The 21,691-nt window shown below is 67.3% G+C and carries 26 protein-coding genes; 6 read left to right on the forward strand and 20 right to left on the reverse strand.

Annotated features, from left to right (window positions below; all coding sequences use genetic code 11):
• Positions 1-263: 263 nt before the first annotated feature.
• Positions 264-1,859, forward strand: a complete 1,596-nt coding sequence (locus tag KCI33_RS05310; RefSeq protein WP_212523724.1) for a phosphoenolpyruvate carboxykinase — start codon at positions 264-266, stop codon at positions 1,857-1,859.
• 268 nt (positions 1,860-2,127) lie between these two features.
• Here the strand turns inward: KCI33_RS05310 and KCI33_RS05315 are convergent, their stop codons facing one another.
• Positions 2,128-2,898 (reverse strand): sulfite exporter TauE/SafE family protein, encoded by a 771-nt coding sequence (locus KCI33_RS05315; RefSeq protein WP_212523725.1) that lies wholly within the window; start codon positions 2,896-2,898, stop codon positions 2,128-2,130.
• Between the two features lie 163 nt (positions 2,899-3,061).
• Between KCI33_RS05315 and KCI33_RS05320 the strand changes: the two genes are divergently transcribed.
• Complete coding sequence (locus tag KCI33_RS05320) at positions 3,062-4,744, forward strand: acyl-CoA dehydrogenase family protein (RefSeq protein WP_212523726.1); 1,683 nt, start codon at positions 3,062-3,064, stop codon at positions 4,742-4,744.
• A 58-nt stretch (positions 4,745-4,802) separates the two neighbouring features.
• Here KCI33_RS05320 and KCI33_RS05325 read toward each other — a convergent pair whose 3' ends face one another.
• From KCI33_RS05325 to folK, 12 genes are all read right to left on the reverse strand, one after another.
• Positions 4,803-5,468, reverse strand: coding sequence for a DNA-3-methyladenine glycosylase I (locus KCI33_RS05325; protein WP_212523727.1), 666 nt, complete (start codon positions 5,466-5,468; stop codon positions 4,803-4,805).
• Positions 5,465-6,187 carry a DNA repair protein RecO gene (gene recO / locus KCI33_RS05330; RefSeq protein WP_212523728.1) on the reverse strand — a complete coding sequence of 241 codons (723 nt, stop codon included), beginning with the start codon at positions 6,185-6,187 and terminating at the stop codon, positions 5,465-5,467. The genes KCI33_RS05325 and recO overlap by 4 nt, the downstream gene beginning before the upstream one ends.
• 48 nt (positions 6,188-6,235) lie before the next feature.
• Positions 6,236-6,565, reverse strand: coding sequence for a DUF1491 family protein (locus KCI33_RS05335; RefSeq protein ID WP_212523729.1), 330 nt, complete (start codon positions 6,563-6,565; stop codon positions 6,236-6,238).
• 90 nt (positions 6,566-6,655) lie between these two features.
• Positions 6,656-7,567 carry a GTPase Era gene (gene era, locus KCI33_RS05340; protein ID WP_212523730.1) on the reverse strand — a complete coding sequence of 304 codons (912 nt, stop codon included), beginning with the start codon at positions 7,565-7,567 and terminating at the stop codon, positions 6,656-6,658.
• The gene (gene rnc / locus KCI33_RS05345) at positions 7,560-8,249 is read right to left on the reverse strand and encodes a ribonuclease III (RefSeq protein ID WP_212523731.1); all 690 of its coding nucleotides are present in this window, start codon (positions 8,247-8,249) and stop codon (positions 7,560-7,562) included. Before rnc ends, era begins: the two co-directional genes overlap by 8 nt.
• Positions 8,246-9,034 carry a signal peptidase I gene (lepB, locus tag KCI33_RS05350; protein ID WP_212523732.1) on the reverse strand — a complete coding sequence of 263 codons (789 nt, stop codon included), beginning with the start codon at positions 9,032-9,034 and terminating at the stop codon, positions 8,246-8,248. The genes rnc and lepB overlap by 4 nt, the downstream gene beginning before the upstream one ends.
• Before the next feature lie 63 nt (positions 9,035-9,097).
• Positions 9,098-9,499 (reverse strand): holo-ACP synthase, encoded by a 402-nt coding sequence (gene acpS / locus KCI33_RS05355; RefSeq protein WP_212523733.1) that lies wholly within the window; start codon positions 9,497-9,499, stop codon positions 9,098-9,100.
• A gap of 88 nt (positions 9,500-9,587) precedes the next feature.
• Positions 9,588-10,340: a pyridoxine 5'-phosphate synthase gene (locus tag KCI33_RS05360; protein ID WP_212523734.1), complete on the reverse strand. Its 753-nt coding sequence runs from the start codon at positions 10,338-10,340 to the stop codon at positions 9,588-9,590.
• A 45-nt stretch (positions 10,341-10,385) separates the two neighbouring features.
• Entirely contained in the window at positions 10,386-11,036 is a 651-nt protein-coding gene (locus KCI33_RS05365; protein ID WP_212523735.1) for a DUF2062 domain-containing protein, read from the reverse strand.
• 22 nt (positions 11,037-11,058) lie between these two features.
• Positions 11,059-13,188, reverse strand: a complete 2,130-nt coding sequence (locus tag KCI33_RS05370) for a bifunctional (p)ppGpp synthetase/guanosine-3',5'-bis(diphosphate) 3'-pyrophosphohydrolase (RefSeq protein WP_212523736.1) — start codon at positions 13,186-13,188, stop codon at positions 11,059-11,061.
• Between the two features lie 39 nt (positions 13,189-13,227).
• Positions 13,228-13,587: a DNA-directed RNA polymerase subunit omega gene (gene rpoZ, locus KCI33_RS05375; protein ID WP_212523737.1), complete on the reverse strand. Its 360-nt coding sequence runs from the start codon at positions 13,585-13,587 to the stop codon at positions 13,228-13,230.
• A gap of 79 nt (positions 13,588-13,666) precedes the next feature.
• On the reverse strand, positions 13,667-14,254 hold the full coding sequence (gene folK, locus KCI33_RS05380; protein WP_212523738.1) for a 2-amino-4-hydroxy-6-hydroxymethyldihydropteridine diphosphokinase: 588 nt from the start codon (positions 14,252-14,254) through the stop codon (positions 13,667-13,669).
• 97 nt (positions 14,255-14,351) lie between these two features.
• Between folK and KCI33_RS05385 the strand changes: the two genes are divergently transcribed.
• Entirely contained in the window at positions 14,352-14,924 is a 573-nt protein-coding gene (locus KCI33_RS05385; protein ID WP_212523739.1) for an NYN domain-containing protein, read from the forward strand.
• Positions 14,925-14,992: 68 nt separating this feature from the next.
• Here KCI33_RS05385 and KCI33_RS05390 read toward each other — a convergent pair whose 3' ends face one another.
• Entirely contained in the window at positions 14,993-15,454 is a 462-nt protein-coding gene (locus KCI33_RS05390) for a c-type cytochrome (RefSeq protein ID WP_349252181.1), read from the reverse strand.
• Between the two features lie 163 nt (positions 15,455-15,617).
• Between KCI33_RS05390 and ispH the strand changes: the two genes are divergently transcribed.
• Positions 15,618-16,568 (forward strand): 4-hydroxy-3-methylbut-2-enyl diphosphate reductase, encoded by a 951-nt coding sequence (gene ispH, locus KCI33_RS05395; protein WP_212523740.1) that lies wholly within the window; start codon positions 15,618-15,620, stop codon positions 16,566-16,568.
• A 48-nt stretch (positions 16,569-16,616) separates the two neighbouring features.
• Positions 16,617-17,066 (forward strand): ribonuclease HI, encoded by a 450-nt coding sequence (rnhA, locus tag KCI33_RS05400; RefSeq protein ID WP_212523741.1) that lies wholly within the window; start codon positions 16,617-16,619, stop codon positions 17,064-17,066.
• A 59-nt stretch (positions 17,067-17,125) separates the two neighbouring features.
• Here rnhA and KCI33_RS05405 read toward each other — a convergent pair whose 3' ends face one another.
• From KCI33_RS05405 to def (KCI33_RS05425), 5 genes are read right to left on the reverse strand one after another with little or no spacing between them, the layout of a single operon-like run.
• Entirely contained in the window at positions 17,126-17,365 is a 240-nt protein-coding gene (locus tag KCI33_RS05405; protein WP_212523742.1) for a GlsB/YeaQ/YmgE family stress response membrane protein, read from the reverse strand.
• 43 nt (positions 17,366-17,408) lie between these two features.
• A complete protein-coding gene (fmt, locus tag KCI33_RS05410; RefSeq protein WP_212523743.1) occupies positions 17,409-18,311 on the reverse strand; it encodes a methionyl-tRNA formyltransferase in 903 nt (300 codons plus the stop codon).
• 1 nt (position 18,312) lies between these two features.
• Positions 18,313-18,810, reverse strand: a complete 498-nt coding sequence (gene def, locus KCI33_RS05415; protein ID WP_212523744.1) for a peptide deformylase — start codon at positions 18,808-18,810, stop codon at positions 18,313-18,315.
• The gene (gene def, locus KCI33_RS05420) at positions 18,807-19,310 is read right to left on the reverse strand and encodes a peptide deformylase (protein ID WP_212523745.1); all 504 of its coding nucleotides are present in this window, start codon (positions 19,308-19,310) and stop codon (positions 18,807-18,809) included. The genes def (KCI33_RS05415) and def (KCI33_RS05420) overlap by 4 nt, the downstream gene beginning before the upstream one ends.
• Positions 19,307-19,828 carry a peptide deformylase gene (gene def, locus KCI33_RS05425; RefSeq protein WP_212523746.1) on the reverse strand — a complete coding sequence of 174 codons (522 nt, stop codon included), beginning with the start codon at positions 19,826-19,828 and terminating at the stop codon, positions 19,307-19,309. The genes def (KCI33_RS05420) and def (KCI33_RS05425) overlap by 4 nt, the downstream gene beginning before the upstream one ends.
• A gap of 228 nt (positions 19,829-20,056) precedes the next feature.
• Here def (KCI33_RS05425) and KCI33_RS05430 point away from each other — a divergent pair, with 228 nt between their 5' ends.
• On the forward strand, positions 20,057-21,226 hold the full coding sequence (locus tag KCI33_RS05430; RefSeq protein WP_212523747.1) for a MalY/PatB family protein: 1,170 nt from the start codon (positions 20,057-20,059) through the stop codon (positions 21,224-21,226).
• A 6-nt stretch (positions 21,227-21,232) separates the two neighbouring features.
• Here KCI33_RS05430 and KCI33_RS05435 read toward each other — a convergent pair whose 3' ends face one another.
• On the reverse strand, positions 21,233-21,580 hold the full coding sequence (locus tag KCI33_RS05435) for a hypothetical protein (protein ID WP_212523748.1): 348 nt from the start codon (positions 21,578-21,580) through the stop codon (positions 21,233-21,235).
• Positions 21,581-21,691 lie beyond the last annotated feature (111 nt).

Consider the following 21,691-nt stretch of genomic DNA (forward strand, 5'->3'; position numbering starts at 1 on the left):
CCAATTTGCATCACCAAGGGCGCGCGGCAGGGGGCGGCATCAATGCCACGCGGCCCGGCGGCGAGGCGCATCGGCAAGGGTTCGCCCAGCCCTCGACAAGTGGTTGCGCTAACTATGAAAACCGCCCTGTTCCTTTGCGGAAACCTCATGTTATAGGGGCGCCACCGGCCCCAAAGGCCCAGTTTCGCGACGCAAGCCACCCTTGCGCCGGCGGTGGAATTTTCTTGATCCGCGGATGCGCGGACGGTGTCAGGAGCATGCAGATGAACGGACGGGTCAATCCCTCGCAGCGCTTGGAAGATCAAGGTATCTCGGGGCTGGGGAACGTCTATTACAACCTCATGGAGCCCGCGCTGGTCGAAGCCGCGCTGAAGAACGGCGAAGGCACGCTGGGCAACGGCGGCGCGCTGCTGGTCGCCACCGGCGAGCACACCGGCCGCTCGCCCAAGGACAAGTTCGTGGTGCGCACGCCGTCGGTCGAGGACAGCATCTGGTGGGACAACAACAAGCCGATGGACCCCGAGGCCTTCGACCGCCTGCATGCCGACATGCTGGAGCACATGAAGGGCCGCGACTACTATGTGCATGACCTCTATGGCGGCGCCGACCCGGCGCAGCGTCTGGATGTGCGCGTGGTCACGGAAATGGCCTGGCACGGCCTGTTCGCCCGCCACCTGCTGCGCCGCCCCGCGCGCGAGGAACTCGACAGCTACCTGCCCGAATTCACGATCCTCAATTGCCCGTCGTTCAAGGCCGACCCGGAGCGCCACGGCTGCCGCACCAAGACCGTCATCGCGCTGAACTTCGACAAGAAGCTGATCCTGATCGCCGACAGCGAATATGCCGGCGAAATCAAGAAATCGGTCTTCACGCTGCTCAACTACATCCTGCCCGGCAAGGGCATCATGCCGATGCACTGCTCGGCCAACCACGCGATCGACAACCCGGTGGACACCGCCGTGTTCTTCGGCCTCTCGGGCACCGGCAAGACCACGCTCTCGGCCGACCCGTCGCGCACGCTGATCGGCGATGACGAGCACGGCTGGTCGGACACCGGCACCTTCAACTTCGAAGGCGGCTGCTATGCCAAGACGATCAATCTGAGCGCCGAGGCCGAGCCCGAGATCTACGCCACCACGACCAAGTTCGCGACCGTGATCGAGAACATGGTCTATGACGCGGAGACCAGGGAACTCGACTTCGAGGACGACAGCCTGACGGCCAACATGCGTTGCGCCTATCCGCTGCACTACATCTCGAACGCCTCGGAAACCTCGCTGGGCGGCCATCCCAAGAACATCATCATGCTGACGTGCGACGCCTTCGGCGTGCTGCCGCCGATCGCGCGGCTGACGCCGGCGCAGGCAATGTATCACTTCCTGTCGGGCTTCACCTCCAAGGTGGCCGGCACCGAGAAGGGCGTGATCGAGCCCGAGCCCACCTTCTCGACCTGCTTCGGCGCGCCCTTCATGCCGCGCCGGCCCGAGGTCTACGGCAACCTGCTGCGCGAGAAGATCGCAAAGCATGGCGCCACCTGCTGGCTGGTCAACACCGGCTGGACCGGCGGCGCCTATGGCGCGGGCTCGCGCATGCCGATCCGCGACACCCGCCTGCTGCTGAGCGCCGCGCTCGACGGTTCGCTCAACGATGCCGAGTTCCGCAAGGACCCGAATTTCGGCTTCGAGGTGCCGGTGCATGTAGAGGGCGTGGCCGACGTCCTGCTCGACCCGCGCAAGACCTGGAGCGTCAACGAGGAATACGACGCGCAGGCCAGGAAGCTGGTCGCCATGTTCGCCGAGAACTTCGCGCAATATGTGCCCTATATCGACGAGGACGTGAAAGCCGCGGCCATCGGCTGAGGCGCCTCTCCTCTGCGACCACCGAAACCCCGGCCGCCGCGCCGGGGTTTCTTTTTTCGGTCAGATCCGCGGATCGGGCGGCGTGGCTTCGGCAGGCGGCGCCGTTGCCGCGTCCCCGCAAGAGGCGGCGCCCTCCCGGCGGAAGGGTCGGGCGCTGCCCGGACCGCGGGTCGCATTGGCTGCGCGAGAATTGAATTCGGCTTTGTTTCCGCCCCGGGGCGGTCTGCCGCGCGGGCCCTGGCCTGCCGGGCCACGGCGGACCCTGCCCCTACCCCATCAGCCCCTTGCGGATCAGGTTGGCGGCGGCCAGCGACAGGACGAACAGCGTCGCCTTGCGGAAGCGCGCCGCGTCCAGCCGGTCATGCACCTTGAACCCCAGCCACATGCCCAGGCCCGCCGGCACCACCATCGCCACGGACAGCGGCGCGGTCTGGGCGTTCAGTACCCCCGATCCCACATGCGAGACCAGCAGCATCACGCCCCCGAGCAGGAACACCACGCCTTGCACGCGCAGGGCTTCGGTCTTTTCGGTGTTGAAGCTCAGCAGATAGGCGATCACCGGCGGTCCCCAGACCCCGGAGACCCCGCCGAAGAAGCCGCCCAGCGCGCCCATCATCACCTCCGCCCGGTGCCGGCGATGCGCCGGAAGGATCAGCTGCTTGCCCAGCAGCTGGGTGACCGTGAACAGCAGGATCGGCCCGCCGAGCAGGAGGTAGAGCGCCGCGTCGGGCAACACCGCCACCAGCGGCGCGCTGAGAAAGATGAACAGGACCACGGAGCCGATCAGGCGCTTGTAGGTGACGATCGATTCGACGGCCGCGCCCACGCCGCCGCGGCAGGCCTGCGCGATGTTGGTCAGCACCGTGGGAACGATCAGGGCGGCCAGCGCAACCGGCGCGGGCAGGAAACTGCTCAGGGCCGAGATCATGATCATCGGCATGGCAAATCCCACCGCGCCTTTCACGAAGCCCGCGAAAAGCGTAACGACGAAGGCGGCGGCAAGAAACGCGGGCGGCAACCCGGAGAAATCTGTTGGCATGGCATCCTCTTTTCGGGACACGCTATAACCCGGCTGAATGATCGCTGCACCGCAAAATCGCAAAGACACTTTCGTTCAAAATGGCATGCTAGCTTGAATTTTTCTTGCGCTGCACCTGCGAAAAGCCTATGCCGTCCCCGACCGATCACGAAGGAGCCGATTCATGCCGCATGATGGACAAGACCTGCCCCGCGTCGCCCCCGAAAGCGCCCGCCTCGACGATGTTCTGGCGCTCACCGGCGCCGCGGTCGCCCCGGCCGAGGCGCTGCTCGAACAGGCCACGTCCACTCTGCGCGCCGCCGTCACCGTCGATGGCCGCGTCTCGGCCGCGCGTCTGGAGGAGCACCAGCACGCCGCCCACGCGCTGGCCTGGCTCGCCACCTATGTCGAAGCGCTGCGCCAGATGCAGGGCTGGGCCACGCGGCTCGACGCCGAGGGCCGGTTCGGCGAGATGGAGGCGCTGATCCACCAGATCGCCTTCGGCGAGTATCTCAACCAGATCCAGGGCGGCATCCCGATGAGCCAGGGCGAGATCGCCCGGCTGACCGACCTCGGCATCACCCCCGACCTGCCCGCACAGGCGGCCTGCGCCACGCTGATCGCCTTCGGCAACAGCGCCGCCGCGCGCGGGCGCCTGGTCGCGCTGATGCGCGACAACGCCGGCCACGCCACCTTCGGCGCCACGGGGCTCGACGACGAACTGGAGATGATCCGCGACCAGTTCCGCCGCTTCGCCGACGAAAAGGTCGTGCCGCACGCCCATGAATGGCACCTCAAGGACGAGCTGATCCCGATGGAGATCATCGAGGAACTGGCCGGGATGGGTGTGTTCGGCCTGACCATCCCGGAAAACCTCGGCGGGCTCGGCCTGTCCAAGGCCTCGATGGTGGTGGTCTCAGAGGAGCTGTCGCGTGGCTATATCGGCGTCGGCAGCCTCGGCACCCGGTCCGAGATCGCGGCCGAACTGATCCTGTGCGGCGGCACGGACGAACAGAAATCGCACTGGCTGCCCAAGATCGCCAGCGGCGAGATCCTGCCCACCGCCGTCTTCACCGAGCCCAACACCGGCTCCGACCTCGGCGCCCTGCGCACCCGCGCGGTCAAGACGGGCGAGGATTACGAGGTGACCGGCAACAAGACCTGGATCACCCATGCCGCCCGCACCCATGTGATGACCCTGCTGGCGCGCACCGATCCGAACACCACCGATTACCGCGGCCTGTCGATGTTCCTCGCCGAAAAGACGCCGGGCACCGACAACGATCCCTTCCCCACCCCCGGCATGACCGGCGGCGAGATCGCGGTGCTGGGCTATCGCGGAATGAAGGAATACGAGCTGGGCTTCGACGGCTTCAAGGTGAAGGGCGAGAACCTGCTCGGCGGGGTCGAGGGCCAGGGATTCAAGCAACTCATGCAGACCTTCGAATCCGCCCGCATCCAGACCGCCGCCCGCGCCGTCGGCGTGGCCCAGTCCGCGCTTGAGGTAGCCATGCAATATGCCGAGGACCGCAAGCAGTTCGGCAAATCCCTGATCGCGTTCCCCCGCGTCGCCGGCAAGCTGGCGATGATGGCGGCCGAGATCATGGTCGCGCGCCAGCTGACCTATTTCTCGGCCTGGGAAAAGGACCACGACCGCCGCTGCGACCTTGAGGCTGGGATGGCGAAACTGCTGGGCGCCCGCGTCGCCTGGGCCGCGGCCGACAACGGGCTGCAGATCCACGGCGGCAACGGCTTCGCGCTGGAATACGCGATCAGCCGAATCCTGTGCGACGCCCGCATCCTCAACATCTTCGAGGGCGCGGCCGAGATCCAGGCCCAGGTCATCGCCCGCCGCCTGCTGGGCTGAGCCCGCGCGACAACGCGACCGGCCCGCGCGACCGGGCCGGATGTTCCGTTCGGGCCGCTCAGTCCGGCACGGCGAAGGCCAAGGTCCGGCTGATCCGCGCGTGGCTCTCGCCGCTTTCCGCGACCCAGGCATCGAACGCCGCCTGCGCCTTTCTCTGCGCGCTCTTCGAACCCGCCGCGCCCTCCAGCACCCCGGCCAGCGTCAGCGCCGCCACCACCGATTGCGTCAGCACGAAATTGCCGTAGCCGAGCTGGCGCAGCGCATATTGCCCGGTCAACCCGCCCAGCCGCGACCCGCGCCTCTTCAGCAGCTCGAACAGGCCGACCGTGTCCTCATGCGGCCAGTTGCCCAGATAGGCCGCCGCCGATCCATGCGCCCGCGCCAGATCGGACAGGAAGACCGCGTTATCGCGCACCGACAGGATTTTCGGCCCGTGCCGGACGATCGCCGGATTGGCCAGATGCGCGTCCAGCTCCTCCTCCGACATCAGCGCGTTGCGCCCGATGTCGAAGTCGTGGAACGCCTCTTCGAAGGCCGGCCATTTCGCCGCGATCACCTTGCGGCTGAACCCCGCCTGGAACACCGCGCGCGCGAACCCCGCCAGGATACGATCATCGCTCAGCCCGGCCAGGGGCCGGGCAGGCAGCTCCGCCAGGGCGGCCTCCAGCGCGGCCTCTCCTATTCGCGCCACCGCGATGGCGCGCAGCTCCGCATAGCTCTTCATGTCGTTCTCCCCAACATGTCCACCAGCCGCGCCCGTGCCTCTGGCAGCGGCCTGTCGCCCAGCGCAGGCGCCAGCCATCGGGCCAGAAAATGCCCCGTGATGCCAAGCCCTGCCAGCACGTTTTCGCGCGCGCCGTCGCCCGCGCCCAGCATCTCGGGCGGCAGCGGCAGCAGCCGCTCGGCCCATTCGCCGGCCCCCTCGGCGCTCACCGCGCGCCCCGATTTCGGCGAGACATAGGCAAGATCGTCGCGCGTCCCAGTCACCGCGCAGGCCGACAGGTCCAGCCCGAAACCGAGCTCCTCCAGCAGCGCCATCTCCCAGCGCAGATAGGCCAGCGGCCACAGCTCCGAGCGGCCCAGCATGTCCAGCACGCTTATGGTCCTGCGGTATAGCACCGGATGGGGCGCGCGTTCGGGCAGCGAGAAATGCAGCAGCGCCGTGACCGCGTTCAGGCCCGCCAGCGCCACCCGGTCGGACATCAGATCGGCGCGAGACTTCAGCGGCTCCACCGCATAGGCGCCCAAGTGATCCTCCAGCCGCGCCCGCCAGGTGACCTCCAGCTGCGCGCCGGGCTGCAGCAGCGGCGCCATCCTGCGCCCCGCGCCGCCGCGCACCACGCCGGCATGGCGGCCATGCGCCTCGGTGAAAAGCTCGACAATCGCCGCGCTTTCCCCGTGCCGCCGCACCGCCAGAACCGCACCCTGGTCACGCCACTCCATTGCGCCTCCTTCTTCTTGGGAGAAATACTCCCGCCGGAGGCAAGAAAGTCACGAAAGCCCCGGCTCGTCCAGCAGATGGCGCCCCTGCCGGTCCTCCACCTCGATCACCCACAGATCGGGATCAAAGCCGCGCTGGCGGGCGATGGCCTCGTCCACCTCCGGCTCCGGCCCCTCGGCCAGAACCATCCAGACCCGCTCCCCGCTCATCAGGTCGAAACTGCGCTGATAGACCCTGGCCTGCCCGTCCAGCGTGTTGAGCTTCACCAGAACGGCGCCCGCCGTGGCATCGCCCCGTGTGACGACGAAGGCCGGAATATCGGCCAGCCGCAGCCGCGCCAGATAGGCCGAAACCCAGATATCCGAGGTCAGCCTTGCCACGCCGCAGCCGCCTTCTCCTGGCCCGAAATATCCCGGGGTGTCTGAGGGGCAGCGCCCCTCAGCAGGACAAAAGCCTTGCGCCGCAGGCGCTCAATCGCCATCGCGGAAATCGAGGCCCATCTCGCCGTAACGCTCGGCCTCGTCCAGCCAGCCCGGCCGCACCTTGACCTGCAGGAACAGGTGCACCTTGCGGCCGAGAAACGCCTCCAGTTCCTCGCGCGCAGCCTTGGAGACCGCCTTGATCGTCTCGCCCTTGTGGCCCAGCACGATCCCCTTGTGCCCGTCGCGGACGACATAGACCACCTGGTCGATCCGGGCCGAGCCGTCCTTGCGCTCCTCCCAGTTCTCGGTCTCCACGGTCAGCTGATAGGGCAGCTCCTGGTGCAGGCGCAGGGTCAGCTTCTCGCGCGTCATCTCTGCCGCGATCATGCGCATGGGCAGATCGGCGATCTGGTCCTCGGGATAGAGCCACGGCCCCTCGGGCAGCTCTTCGGCCAGCCAGCCGCGCAGGTCATCGACGCCATAGCCCTTCTCGGCCGAGATCATGAAGGTCCGGACGAAGGGAAAGGCCTCGTTCATCTGCTGCGACAGCGCCAGCAGAACCTCCGATTTCACCCGGTCGATCTTGTTGATGGCCAGCGCCACCTTCCGGTTGGGCGCGACCCGCTCGCGCAGCGCCTCGAGGATCTTCTCCACCCCGTCGGTCAGGCCGCGATGCGCCTCGACCAGCAGCACCACGATATCGGCATCCGCCGCGCCGCCCCAGGCCGCGGCCACCATGGCCCGGTCCAGCCGCCGGCGCGGCCGGAACAGGCCCGGCGTGTCGACGAAGACGATCTGGGCGTCGCCCTCGATCGCCACGCCGCGGATGCGGGCGCGGGTGGTCTGCACCTTGTGGGTGACGATCGACACCTTGGCGCCGACCATGCGGTTCAGCAGGGTCGACTTGCCGGCATTCGGTTCCCCGATCAGGGCCACGAAGCCCGCTTTCGTCTCAGCCATTTCCGGCCTCCAATCTGTCCAGAAGCGCGCGGGCGGCAGCCTGTTCGGCGGCGCGTTTCGATCCGGCGCTGGCACGTTCCTCTTCGCCGCTCTGCAACCGCGCGGCGATGGTGAAGACCGGCGCGTGGTCGGGGCCTGAGCGCGCGATCTCGATATAGCGCGGCGGCGGCGCGCCGCGGGCCTGGGCCCATTCCTGCAGCGCCGTCTTGGCGTCGCGTGCGTCCTCGTCGACGGTGTGGACGCGCGCACCCCACAGCCGCAGAACCACCTCGCGCGCGGCCTCGAACCCGGCGTCGAGATAGACCGCGGCGATCACCGCCTCCATCGCGTCGCCCAGCAGCGCCTGCTTGCGCCGCCCGCCCGACATCATCTCCGAGCGGCCCAGCTTCAGCACCGCGCCGAGGTCGATCTCGCGGGCCACGTCGGCGCAGGTCTCCTTGCGCACCAGCGCATTGAACCGCGGCGCCAGCTGGCCCTCGGTCGCCCCCTTGTCCGCGCCCAGCAGCGCCTCGGCCATCACCAGGCCGAGCACCCGGTCACCGAGGAATTCCAGCCGCTGGTTGTCGGGCCGCGTCGGCGAGGAGATCGAGGAATGCGTGACCGCGCGCAGCAGCAGCTCCGGCCGGGAGAACTCATGCCCCAGCCGGTGCGAAAAGGATATCAGGTCCGCCGAGAGCTTCACTCGATCGCCTTGAAGAAACGGTCGGGCCGCCAGGTCCAGACGAAGAACAGCGACCGGCCCGCCGAGGAGAACATGATCCGGTCGGCCCGCCCGATCAGGTAGTCCTTGTGCACATAGCCCACACCGCCATTGAGCTGGCTGTAGCGGCTGTCCTGGCTGTTGTCGCGGTTATCACCCATGAAGAAATAGTGGTCCTCCGGCACCGTGAACACCTTGGTGTTGTCCGAGAAGAACCCCTCGCCCACATTCAGGATGTCGTGGCTCACCCCGCCCGGCAGGGTTTCGATCTGGCGGGTCTTGGTGCAGGTTCCGCCCTCGCCCACCGGGGCATTCTCGCAGCGCGGATAATAGCCCATCGGACCCTGTTTCTGGAAGGGTTCCGAGAATTGCCCGCCCTGCTCCAGGCCGACCGCCGCGCCGTTGATATGCAGCACGCCGTCCTTCATCTGGATGGTGTCGCCGGGCAGGCCGATCAGCCGCTTGATGAAATCGGTGCCGTTCACCGGATGGCGGAACACCACCACGTCGCCGCGCTCGGGCGCGCTGTCCAGGATGCGCCCTTCGAACGGGCAGAGCGAGAACGGGCAGGAATAGCGCGAGTAGCCATAGGCCATCTTGTTGACGAACAGGAAGTCGCCGATCAGCAGCGTGTCCTTCATCGAGCCCGAGGGAATCCAGAAAGGCTGGAAGAACAGCGTGCGGAACACCCCCGCGATCAGCAGCGCGTAGACCACCGTCTTGATCGTTTCGACGAGGCCGCCGTCTTCTTTCGTCGCTTTCGCCATTGCTCAGAATCCTGCCGTTTTTTGCGGGTTGTGCCCGCTACATGAGGGGGCGGGCAGGGGGTGTCAAGCCAGCCGCCGCGCTTCGATCACCACGAAGGCCTGCGCCCAGGGGTGATCGTCGGTCAGCGTGACGTGGATAATCGCCTCATGGCCCGGCGGGGTCATGGCGGCCAGCCGCTCGGCCGCCCAGCCCGTGACCTGCATCACCGGCTGGCCGGTGTCGATGTTCGACACCGCCATGTCTTTCCAGGCGATGCCCATGCGCAGGCCGGTGCCCAGGGCCTTGGAACAGGCCTCCTTCGCCGCCCAGCGCTTCGCATAGGTGCCGGCGGTGTCGGCGCGCCGCTCGGCCTTGGCCTGCTCGGCCGCGGTGAAGACGCGGTCGCGGAAGCGGTCGCCGAAACGATCCAGCGTGCGCTGGATGCGCTCGATATTGGCCAGGTCTGAGCCGATGCCAAGGATCATGCCACCCCCATCTCCGTCCTCGCGCGGGAAAGAATCCTGAGAAGATCTTTGCCAAGACTTTTTAGGAAAGTCCCGGCCCGCCCGGCGGTCAAGCCCGCGCCTCATCCATCAGCCGGCGCATCTCGGCGATCGCGGGGCCGAGGCCGCGGAAGATCGCCTCGCCGATCAGGAAATGGCCGATATTGAGCTCCCGCACCTCGGGGAAGGCCGCGATCGGTTTCACCGTCTCATAGGTCAGCCCGTGGCCGGCATGCACCTCCAGCCCGAGGCTGTGGGCATAGGCGGCCATCTTGCGCAGGCGCTCAAGCTCTGCGTCGCGCGCGTCGAACCGGCCCTCGGCATGGGCGTCGCAATAGGCGCCGGTGTGCAGCTCGATCACCGGCGCGCCGATCCGGTGCGCGGCCTCGATCTGCCGGGCGTCGGCGGCGATGAAGATCGACACCCGGCAGCCCGCCTCGCGCAGCGGCGCGATGAAATGCGCCAGCCGGTTTTCGTCCTGCGCGACCTCCAGCCCGCCCTCGGTGGTGCGCTCCTCGCGCTTTTCGGGAACGATGCAGACGGCGTGCGGGCGGTGGCGCAGGGCGATGGCCTGCATCTCGGCGGTGGCGGCCATCTCCAGGTTCAGCGGCACGCTCAGGTGTTCCATCAGCCCGTCGATATCGGCGTCCGAGATATGCCGGCGATCCTCGCGCAGATGCGCGGTGATGCCGTCGGCGCCGGCCTCCTCGGCCAGCCTGGCGGCGCGCAGCGGGTCCGGATATGTCCCGCCGCGCGCGTTGCGGACGGTCGCCACGTGGTCGATATTCACCCCAAGCCGCAGCTTGCCTGCATCATCGGTCATGCCCTGAGCCCTTCCTGTATTCCGTGGCGCCGCACTCTAGTCGGGTTACGCCGTCTCGTCAGCCTTGTTGGCCGCCGCCTTTGCCTGCAGCTCGGCCAGTTTCTTCTTCAGCTTGCCGCGGCGGCGCTTCTGGTAGGCGGCGATCAGCGGCACGCTGAGATAATAGCCGATGATGCCGGTCAGGATGCCGGGCAGGATGCCGCCGATCAGGTAGGGGAAGAAGACCTCGTGATAGAAATCCGCCAGCCGGGTCCAGTGCGCATCCGCATCGGTGAACAGCGCCCACAGATTGTTGAGCAGGTCCTCGCCGGCGCCGGTGAACTTGTGGATCAGCGAATGGTCCACCTCCTCGTCGAACTCGGTGCCCAGCAGGAAATGCCCGGTTTTCAGCGCGATCGCCCCGATCGGCAGATAGGTCAGCGGGTTGCCGAAGAAGGTGGCCATGAGGGCGGCCAGGATATTGCCGTTCAACAGCCGCGCGACCAGAGCGGCGACGACAAAATGCAGGCCGTAGAACGGGGTGAAGGTGGCGAACAGCCCGGCGAAGACGCCGCGGGCGATCTTTTCGGGGCTGTCGGGCAGGCGGCGCACGCGGTGCTTGACGTAATGGAACGCCCGCGCCCATCCTCCCTTGGGGTAGATGGCATCGGCCACGATCTGCAGCACAGAGCGTTTATCGCGGCGCTTGAATACCAATTTCTGCTCCCTTCCCCGCGCTCTATCCCTGCTTGCGGTCCGGATCGCGGTACCGCGCGATCTCGGCCACATCGCTTTCCGCCTCCAGCGCGGTCATGACCGTGTGCAGATGCTCGGCATCGCGGATGTCCACGTCGATCAGGAGACGATAGAAATCGGGCTTTTTGTCGGCGAAATGCAGGTCGCTGATATTGGCCTTCTGCTCGCCGATCAGCGTGCAGATCCGGCCCAGCACGCCGGCATCGTTGCGGATGGTGACGTTCAGCGTGACCGTGTGCACCGCCGGGTGGCGGCCCGAATCCCAGTGCAGGTCGATCCAGCGTTCGGGCTGGTCCTCGACCTCGGCCAGGTTGGGGCAGTCGATCGCGTGCACCACCACGCCACGGCCGCGATAGGTGATCCCCACGATGCGCTCGCCCGGAACCGGCTGGCAGCAGGGTGCGCGGGTGAAGCTTTGCCCCGGCGACAGGCCCACCACGGCGCGCGCGGCGTCAACCTCGTCCCCGGTGGAAAGCGCCAGTTCGGGATAGAGCGCCTCGATCACCTCCTGCGCGCGCAACTCGGCGCTGCCCAGGCGCGCCAGCACCTCCTGCCCGTCCTCGAGGCCGAGGGTCTTGGCCGCGGTCTTGAGCGCCTTGTCGGTGGCCTTCTTGCCGATATGCTCGAACGCGACGCGGGCCAGTTCACGGCCCAGCTTGATGAAGCGCTCGCGGTCTTCCTCGCGCAAGCTCTTGCGGATCGCGGCCTTGGCGCGGCCGGTGACCACGATGTCGATCCAGGTGGCCTGCGGGCGCTGGCCCTCGGCGGTGATGATCTCCACCGACTGGCCGTTCTTCAGCCGCGTCCACAGCGGCACGCGGATGTGATCGACCTTGGCGCCGACGCAGCTGTCGCCGATCCTCGTGTGGATCGCATAGGCGAAATCCAGCGGCGTCGCGCCCCGGGGCAGCTTCACCACGTCGCCCTTTGGCGTGAAGCAGAACACCTGGTCGGAATACATCTCGAGCTTCACATGTTCGAGGAATTCGTCGTGGTCCTCGGCGCTCTCGAAGCGCTCGGTCAGCGCGGCCAGCCACTTGGCCGGGTCCACCGCAAAGGGGTTCTCGGCCCGCACGCCGTCGCGATAGGCCCAGTGCGCGGCAACGCCGGCCTCGGCCACCTCGTGCATCTGGCGGGTGCGGATCTGCACCTCGACGCGCTTGCCGTCGCGCCCCGACACCGTGGTATGGATCGAGCGGTAGCCGTTCGATTTCGGCTGGCTGATGTAATCCTTGAACCGCCCCGGCACGGCGCGCCAGCGCTGGTGGATCGCCCCCAGCGCGCGGTAGCAGTCGGCCTCGTTGCGGGTGATGATGCGGAAGCCGTAGATGTCCGACAGCCGCGAGAAGCCCTGGTCCTTCTCCTGCATCTTGCGCCAGATGCCATAGGGTTTCTTGGCGCGACCGAAGACGTCGGCCTCGATCCCGGCCTTGTCCAACTCGCCCCGGATGTCGTCGGTGATCTGGCGCACCACGTCGCCGGTCTCGCGCTGCAGCGTGATGAAGCGCCGCATGATCGAACTGCGCGCCTCGGGGTTGAGCACGCGGAAGGCCAGATCCTCCAGCTCCTCGCGCATCCACTGCATGCCCATGCGGCCGGCGAGCGGCGCGAAGATGTCCATCGTCTCGCGGGCCTTCTGGACCTGCTTTTCCGGGCTCATCGACTTGATGGTGCGCATGTTGTGCAGCCGGTCGGCCAGCTTGACCAGGATCACGCGCAGATCCTTGGACATGGCCATGAACAGCTTGCGGAAGTTCTCCGCCTGCTTGGTTTCCGAGCTGGAGAGCTGCAGGTTGGTCAGCTTGGTCACGCCGTCCACCAGCTCGGCGATCTCGGTGCCGAAATTTTCGGCCACTTCCTTGTAGGTGGACTTGGTGTCCTCGATCGTGTCGTGCAGCAGCGCGGTGACGATGGTGGCATCGTCAAGCTGCTGCTCGGTCAGGATCGCGGCGACCGCCACGGGATGCGAGAAATAGGGATCGCCCGAGCGGCGAAACTGCCCCTCGTGCATCTTCTCGCCATAGGCATAGGCCCGGCGGATCAGGTCTTCGTTGGTCTTCGGGTTATAGTTGCGAACCAGCGAGATCAGGTCTTCGACATCGATCTTCGGCATTTCTTCCGCAACTTTCCCGGGGGCGCGCGCTGCGCCCCGTCAGCCCTGTCCCTGCGCTTCCATCAGGGCGCGCAGCAGTTTTTCTTCCGACATGTCGTCATCGGCGGGCCTGTCCGGCTCGGCCCCGCCGCCCATCAGAAGCGCCATCGAGTCCTCTTCCGGCTCGTCGACCTCGATCTGGGTCTGGTTGCTTTCGATCATGCGCTCGCGCAGATCGTCGGCCAGCTGGGTCTCGTCGGCGATCTCGCGCAGGGCGACCACCGGGTTCTTGTCGTTATCGCGGTCCACGGTCAGTTGGCTGCCGGCGGAAATCTCGCGCGCCCGGTGGGCGGCCAGCATCACCAGCTCAAACCGGTTCGGAACCTTGTCAACGCAATCTTCAACCGTCACGCGGGCCATGAAACACTCCAGTTCGTCGTGGAAGTCGGAGCGTTATACCTATTGCGTTGCAAGGCTCTTGACAAGGGCGGAATCCGGGTCAAAGCGGCCTGATTTGCGCTTTCTCCTCCTCCGGCAGCGCCGCGAGCATCTGCTCGACCGTCAGCCCGAGGAGGGGATGGCGCCAACCGGGGGCGACATCGGCCAGCGGCACCAGAACGAAGCCGCGGTCCTGCAGACGCGGATGCGGCAGAATCAGCTCGTCCGGCGCCGTGGCCTTCTGCGCCTCCAGCGGCAGCGCGATCCAGCGGAGCAGGGTCTCGGCATCGGGCCGGACCTGCCCGCCATAGTCCAGAAGGTCGAGGTCGAGGGTGCGCGCGCCCCAGCGCGTGTCGCGGGTCCGGCCGAGGCCGCGCTCGACCCCGTGCAGATGCGCCAGCAACGCCTCCGGGGCGAGGCTGGTGGCATAGAGCGCGACCGCGTTCACGAAGTCGGGCCCCGCCCCCGCCGGGAAGCACGGGGTGGCGAACAGCCGGCTCGCGCGGAGCAGCCGAACTGATTCGTTTTCCACCGCGCGCAGCCCGGCCAGAACCGTCTCCGCGGGCCCGCCGGCGGGTGACGTTACGTTCCCGCCCAGCGCAACCAGTACTTTTGTATCAGTTTCACGACAAAGAAGGTGTTGCGACACTCGATTTAGGCCCTATTTTCATTGCTCGTTCCGCATTCCTAGGACACACCACTCACAGAACGCGACCCGCGGAACGCCATTTCGGAAGGATTTTTTCATGTTCTATCGTGACGAACGGCTTGCGCTGTTCATTGACGGGTCCAACCTCTACGCGGCTGCCAAGGCGCTGGGGTTCGACATCGACTACAAGCTCCTCCGACAGGAGTTCATGCGCCGGGGCAAGCTCCTGCGCGCATTCTACTACACCGCGCTGCTCGAGAATGACGACTATTCTCCGATCCGGCCGCTGGTCGACTGGCTGCACTACAACGGCTTCTCGATGGTGACCAAACCGGCGAAGGAATATGTCGACAGCCAGGGCCGCCGCAAGGTGAAAGGCAACATGGACATCGAGCTGACGGTCGATGCGATGGAGCTGGCGCCCAAGGTCGACCACATCGTCCTGTTCTCGGGCGACGGCGATTTCCGCCCGCTGGTGGAAAGCCTGCAGCGCCAGGGCGTCCGCGTCTCGGTGGTCTCGACCATCCGCAGCCAGCCGCCGATGATCGCCGACGAACTGCGCCGCCAGGCCGACAACTTCATCGAGCTCGACGAGCTGAAAGAGGTCATCGGCCGTCCGCCGCGCGAGCCCCGCGTCGAGACCACGATGGAGTTCGCCGAGGAAGACTGAGCTTCGCGCTCATCGGGGATGTGACCTTCCGGGGCGCGCCGAACGGGCGCGCCCCATTTTCGTTTGATCTAGCTGCCGGCGTTGATCCGGTCGTGGGTCTCGATCACCCGGCGTGGCCAGGTGCTCTTGATATAGGCCAGCACCTCCAGGATCTCGCGATCCGACAGCACGCCACCGAATCCCGCCATGTCGGTCTCATATGCGCCCCCCAGCAGCGCGGCGGTGCCGTGCTTGGTGATCGCGAAGAGCTGCGCGTCGGGATGGTGCCAGGTATGGCCCGTCTCGTCATGCGGCGGCGCGGGCATCCGCCCGTTGGGCTTGGGCGCGCGCCAGTTCGCCTCGCCCTGCAGCCGGGCGCCGTGGCAGGCGGCGCAGTTCTGCGCGTAGAGCTCCGCGCCGCGCGCCACGGCCGCCGCGTCGCGGTAGGGCACGAGGCCCGCCTGCTCCGTTCCGCTGGCGGACACCGCGATCGCTGCCCCCGCTGCGGCCAGTAACGCCGCACCGGCACTCAAAACCACGCGCTTTTTCACCTGCAATTCCTCCTTCTGCGGTCCTGTCGCGACGATCCCGGCTACGCCTTCCACCTGCCGGAAGGTCAAATGACAGCCGCGTGATCGGGCGCTGGCCAAATCCCGCGCCACCCCATATGGAGGGGGCGAACGACAAAAGCCGAGCTTTGCCGGGGTTACGCCGATGACCAGACCGCCTCTCACCCTCTATCTCGCCGCGCCGCGCGGGTTCTGCGCCGGCGTGGACCGGGCCATCAAGATCGTCGAAATGGCGCTCGAGAAATGGGGCGCGCCGGTCTATGTCCGGCACGAGATCGTGCACAACAAATACGTCGTCGACGGGCTGCGCGAGAAGGGCGCGGTTTTCGTCGAGGAACTGGCGGATTGCCCCGACAACCGGCCGGTGATCTTCTCGGCCCACGGTGTTCCGAAATCCGTGCCGGCCGAGGCCGCGCGGCGCCACATGGTCTATGTCGATGCCACCTGCCCGCTGGTCTCCAAGGTGCATATCGAGGCCGAGCGGCACCACCAGAACGGCCTTCAGATGGTCATGATCGGCCATGCCGGCCACCCCGAGACCATCGGCACCATGGGCCAGCTGCCGCCGGGCGAGGTGCTGCTGGTCGAGACCGAGGCCGACGTGGCGGAGCTCGAGGTTCGCGATCCCGAAAAACTGGCCTTCATCACCCAGACCACCCTTTCGGTTGACGACACTGCCGGGATCGTCGCCGCGCTCAAGGCGCGGTTCCCGGCCATCGTGGGGCCGCACAAGGAAGACATCTGCTACGCCACCACCAACCGCCAGCACGCGGTCAAGGCGATCGCGCCCAGGGTGGACGCGCTGCTGGTGATCGGCGCGCCGAACTCGTCGAATTCGCGCCGCCTGGTCGAGGTCGCCTCGGCCAACGGCTGCGCCTATGCCCAGCTCGTGCAGCGCGCGGACGAAATCGACTGGCGCGCCCTCGAGGGCATCAGGGCGCTCGGCCTGACCGCCGGCGCCTCGGCCCCCGAGGTGCTGGTGAACGAGGTGATCGCCGCCTGCCGCGCGCGGTTCGACGTGACCCTGACCGAGGTCGAGACCGCCACCGAGAACGTCGAGTTCAAGGTCCCCCGTGTGCTGAGGGCGCCGGCATGATCCCGCGCCCTGGCCGCCGCCTGTCCCCGTCGAGAGCCGGAGGGGCCCATGGCTGAGCTTTATGCCTTTACCGACGGGGCCTGCAGCGGCAACCCCGGCCCCGGCGGCTGGGGCGTCCTGTTGCAGGCGCGCCAGGGCGAGGCGGTTCTGAAGGAGCGCACGCTGTGCGGCGGCGAGGCCTCGACCACCAACAACCGGATGGAACTTCTGGCCGCGATCAACGCGCTGGAGGTGTTGGAGCGCGCCTCCTCCATCACCGTGGTCACCGACAGCGCCTATGTGAAGAATGGCGTGACCCAGTGGATCCACGGCTGGAAGCGCAACGGCTGGAAGACCTCCGCGAAAAAGCCGGTGAAGAATGCCGAGCTGTGGCAGCGGCTGGACGCGGCGCAGGCCCGCCATGCGGTGAAATGGCAATGGGTCAAGGGCCATGCCGGCCACCCCGAGAACGAACGCGCGGATGAGCTGGCCCGGGCGGGAATGGCGCCCTTCAAATAGGCCGGCGCTGGCGCGGCGAGGTCGCGCCGTGAGTATTTTCACCAAGAAGAAGGGGCGGCTCAGCGCCTCTGGATATAGGTCTGGTAGAGCCAGATCAGCAGCGCCGCGCCGAGGATCGCGCCGATGAAACCGGCAGCCACGCCGGTGAGCAGCAGCAAGAAGCGCAGCACCAGCCCGCCGATCAGCGCCCCCGCGATGCCGATGGCGACGGTGGCGACGACATTCGTTTGGACATCCATCAGCCGCGTGGCGAGGAAGCCCGCGGCGGCACCGACGATGACGAGATAGAGCACATGCATGTCCCGACTATGCCCGCTGCGGCGGGCTTTGGGAAGATGGTGTTCAGTCCAGGCGCGCGGGGCGGCTGTGCAGGCCGCGCAGGAAGTCGGCGGCGGGCATGGGGCGCTTGCCCTGGCGCTGCGCCTCGATGATTTCGATGGCGCCCGTGCCGCAGGCGACGGTCAGCCCGTCGAGCAGCGCTCCGGGCGCGCCCCGCCCTTCGGTCCGGCGGCAGCGCAGCAGCTTGATGCGTTCGCCCTCCATCTCGCACCAGGCGCCGGGAAAGGGGGAGAGGCCGCGGATCTGGCGGTCGATCTCCTCCGCCGCGCGCGTCCAGTCGATGCGGGCCTCGGATTTGTCGATCTTGGCGGCATAGGTGACGCCCGCGTCGGGCTGGGGCTGCGGCACGAGGCTGGCGCGCCGGTCCAGCGCCTCGACGATCAGCCGCGCACCCATCTGCGACAGCCGCTCGTGCAGATCGCCGGTGGTCTCCTCCGCGCCGATCGGGGTGGCCTCGCGCATCAAGACCGGGCCGGTGTCGAGGCCGGCCTCCATCTGCATGATGCAGACGCCGGTCTCGGCATCTCCGGCCATGATCGCGCGGTGGATGGGCGCCGCGCCGCGCCAGCGCGGCAGCAGCGAGGCATGGATGTTCAGGCAACCGTGTTCGGGGGCGTCGAGCACCTGCTGCGGCAGGATCAGCCCGTAGGCCACCACCACGGCGACATCGGCGTTCAACGCGGCAAACGCGGCCTGCGCCTGCGGCTCGCGCAGGCTGGCGGGGTGGCGCACGGGCAGGCCCAGCGCCTCGGCCCTTGCATGCACGGGCGTGGGGCGGGGTTTCTTGCCGCGGCCCGCCGGGCGGGGCGGCTGGCAGTAGACGCAGGCGATCTCGTGCCCGGCCGCCACCAGCGCGTCCAGAACCGGCACCGAGAAATCGGGCGTTCCCATGAAGACCACGCGCATGTCAGCGCCTCCGCAGTTTTTCGGCCCGTTTCAGCAGCCGGTCGCGTTTCAGCTTCGACAGGTTGTCGAAATACATCCTGCCGTTCAGGTGGTCGATCTGGTGCTGCACCGAGGTCGCCCAGAGATCGACGAAATCTCGCTCCTCGGTCTCGCCCTGTTCGTTCAGGAAACGCACGGTCACCGCGCGGGGGCGTTCGATCACCGCCGAGACGCCGGGCAGGTTCGGGCCGGCCTCGTCATGGGCGCGCAGCCTGGCCGAGGCATGCAGGATCTCGGGATTGGCCATGCGGATGGCCTTGCCGCGGGTCTCGGAGCAGTCGACAACGGCCACGCGCAGCAGCACCCCGATCTGCGGCGCGGCGAGGCCGTAGCCCGGCATCGCGTCCATGGTTTCCACCATGTCGTCCCAGAGCGCGCGGATCTCGTCGGTGATCGCCGCCACCGGCGCGGCGGGGGTTTTCAGGCGCGGGTCGGGCCAGGGCAGGAAGGGACGGATCATGGACGGGGCTCCAGTCGGGCGAGCGCGGCGGCGCGGGCGTCTTCGGGGAGATAGTCGGTGCAGAGGATGCCGTCGAGATGGTCGCGCTCATGCTGCACGCAGGCGGCGGCGAAGCCGGTGAAGGGCTCCTCGCGCGGCACGGCGTCGAGATCCTGCCAGCGCAGCGTGACCTCGGCCGGGCGGGTCACCGGCACCACCACACCGGGTAGCGACAGGCAGCCCTCCTCCATCACCTGGGAGGCGTCGCTGGCGCGGAGGATCTCGGGGTTGACCATCACGCGGGGCGAACGGTGGCCGCTGTCCTTCCATCCGGTATCCATGACGAAGAGACGCCTGAGTTCGCCGATCTGCGGCGCGGCCAGGCCGCGGCCGGGGGCGGCATACATGATGGCGGCCATTTCCTCGGCCAGATCCCGCAACCCGGCGTCGAACGCGCTCACCGGCGCCGCGGCCTGGCGCAGCCGCGCATCGGGCGGGGTGAGGATCGGCCGCAGGCTCACGCCCGGGCCCGCTCGCGTTTCAGCTTCTGCATCCGGCGGGTGATCATCTGTCGCTTCAGCGGCTTGAGGTAGTCGATGAACAGCTTGCCGTTGAGGTGGTCGATCTCGTGCTGCACGCAGGTGGCCCAGAGGCCGTCGAACTGCTCTTCGCGCAGCTTGCCGTCGAGATCCTGCCAGCGCACGCGCACCTCGGCGGGGCGGGTGACCTCGGCGTATTGCTCGGGGATCGACAGGCAGCCTTCCTCGTAGACGCTGGTCTCGTCCGAGCTCCAGGTGATCTCGGGGTTGAACAGCGCCATGGGCGCGGGCGATGCGCCCTCCTCCTTGACGCAATCCATCACGATCAGGCGCTTGAGCACGCCGATCTGCGGCGCGGCCAGACCGATGCCGGGCGCGTCATACATGGTTTCGAGCATGTCCTCAGCCAGCGCGCGCATCTCCGCCGAGATTTCGGCCACAGGATCGGCAACCTTCTTGAGCCGCGGGTCGGGATGGATCAGGATAGGGCGTGTCGTCATGGCCGTGATGTAGGCGATGGGCGATTGTGGTGCAATGGGCTGCGGCAGAGTGTTCCGGCGGAAATTCGCGGAAACATCTTCCTCCGCCAATAAGTAAATCCAGAAAAATTTCCCATGAATTTTGATTGATTTGGAAAACTGTGCCGAATATTACGGAAAATGCGGAAACGGGTGACGCAACCACTCACGCAGCACCCGCAAACCGGAACCCCGATACAGGACGCGCCCATGAATTTCGACGAGATCATCGACCGCCACGGCACCCATTCGGCGAAATGGGACATGATGGAGCCGACCTACGGCGTGCCGAAGGACGGCGGCATCGCCATGTGGGTGGCCGACATGGATTTCCGCCCGCCGCAATGCGTCTCGGACGCGTTGCAGGGCATGGTCGATCACGGGATCTATGGCTATTTCGGCGACGACGCATCCTACCGCGCGGCCATCGGCTGGTGGATGCAGACCCGCCACGGCTGGCAGATCGACCCGTCCTGGATCTTCACCACCCACGGGCTGGTGAACGGCACGGCGATGTGCGTCGATGCCTTCACCGCGCCCGGCGACGGGGTGGTGCTGTTCACCCCGGTGTATCACGCTTTCGCCCGCGTCATCAAAGCCGCGGGCCGCGCGGTGGTGGAATGCCCGCTGGTCAACGACGAAGGCCGCTACGAGATGGACTTCGCCGCCTACGATGCGCGGATGACCGGCGCGGAAAGGATGCTCGTGCTGTGCTCGCCGCACAATCCGGGCGGTCGGGTCTGGACGCGCGAGGAGCTGCAGGGCGTGGCCGATTTCGCCAGGCGCCATGACCTGATCCTGGTCTCGGACGAGATCCACCACGATCTGGTCTACGCCCCGAACGCGCACATCCCCATGGCGCTGATCGACGGGATCGAAGACCGGCTGGTGATGATGACCGCCACCACCAAGACCTTCAACATCGCCGGCAGCCACACCGGCAACGTGATCATTCCCGACGGGGGGCTGCGCCAGAGGTTCGCCGGCCGGATGGCGGCGCTTGGGCTGTCGCCCAATTCCTTCGGGCTGGTCATGGCCACCGCCGCCTATTCGCCCGAGGGCGCCGAATGGGTGGACGCGCTGATGGCCTATCTGGACGGGAACCGGCGCCTGTTCGACGCGGGCATCAACGCCATTCCGGGACTGAAATCCATGCCGCTGGAGGCGACCTATCTGGCCTGGGTCGATTTCACCGACACCGGCATGGCGCAGGACGAATTCACGCGCCGGGTGGAAAAGGACGCGCGGATCGCCGTGAACCACGGCCCGAGCTTCGGCACCGGGGGCGAGGCGTTCCTGCGCTTCAACCTGGCCACCCCGCGAGCGATCGTCGAACAGGCGGTCGAGCGCGTCCAGGCGGCCTTTGCCGACCTGCAATAGGGGCGCCTAACCCTCCAGCAGGGCGACCGGCGCGTCGTCGGGCCGGTCGTAATCCAGCGGCGCGCGGTCGGCGGCAGCGGTATTGCGCTTGAACTCGAAGCGCCGCTCGCCCGCCTCTTCCGAGGAAGTCACGATCAGCGCCTGATACAGATGCCGGCTGCCCTCGTAGATATCGACCAGCCCGCGCAGATGCGGCGCGCGCTCGGCCTCCAGCGCGAAGCCGTCCTCCCAGAACCGAAGCACCGGGTAGATCTCGTCGCCCGCGTGCACCCGCAGCCGGCTTTTCTTTCGCAACGCCGCCTTGCGGGCCCGCTCCAGCCCCTCGCGCACCTCTTTCGGCAGAAATTCCGGCATCTTTCGCAGTCCTCCTGCCCCAAGCATGGCCCGCCCGCGCGATCCGTCAAGGGGGCACCCGGCGCCGGCGCGGGTTTTCCGCGTCGTGCGTTGACGCAGGGCAACTGCGCG

Origin of the sequence: Actibacterium sp. MT2.3-13A, from assembly GCF_018139985.1 — a bacterium.
Lineage (GTDB): Bacteria > Pseudomonadota > Alphaproteobacteria > Rhodobacterales > Rhodobacteraceae > JAGSOU01.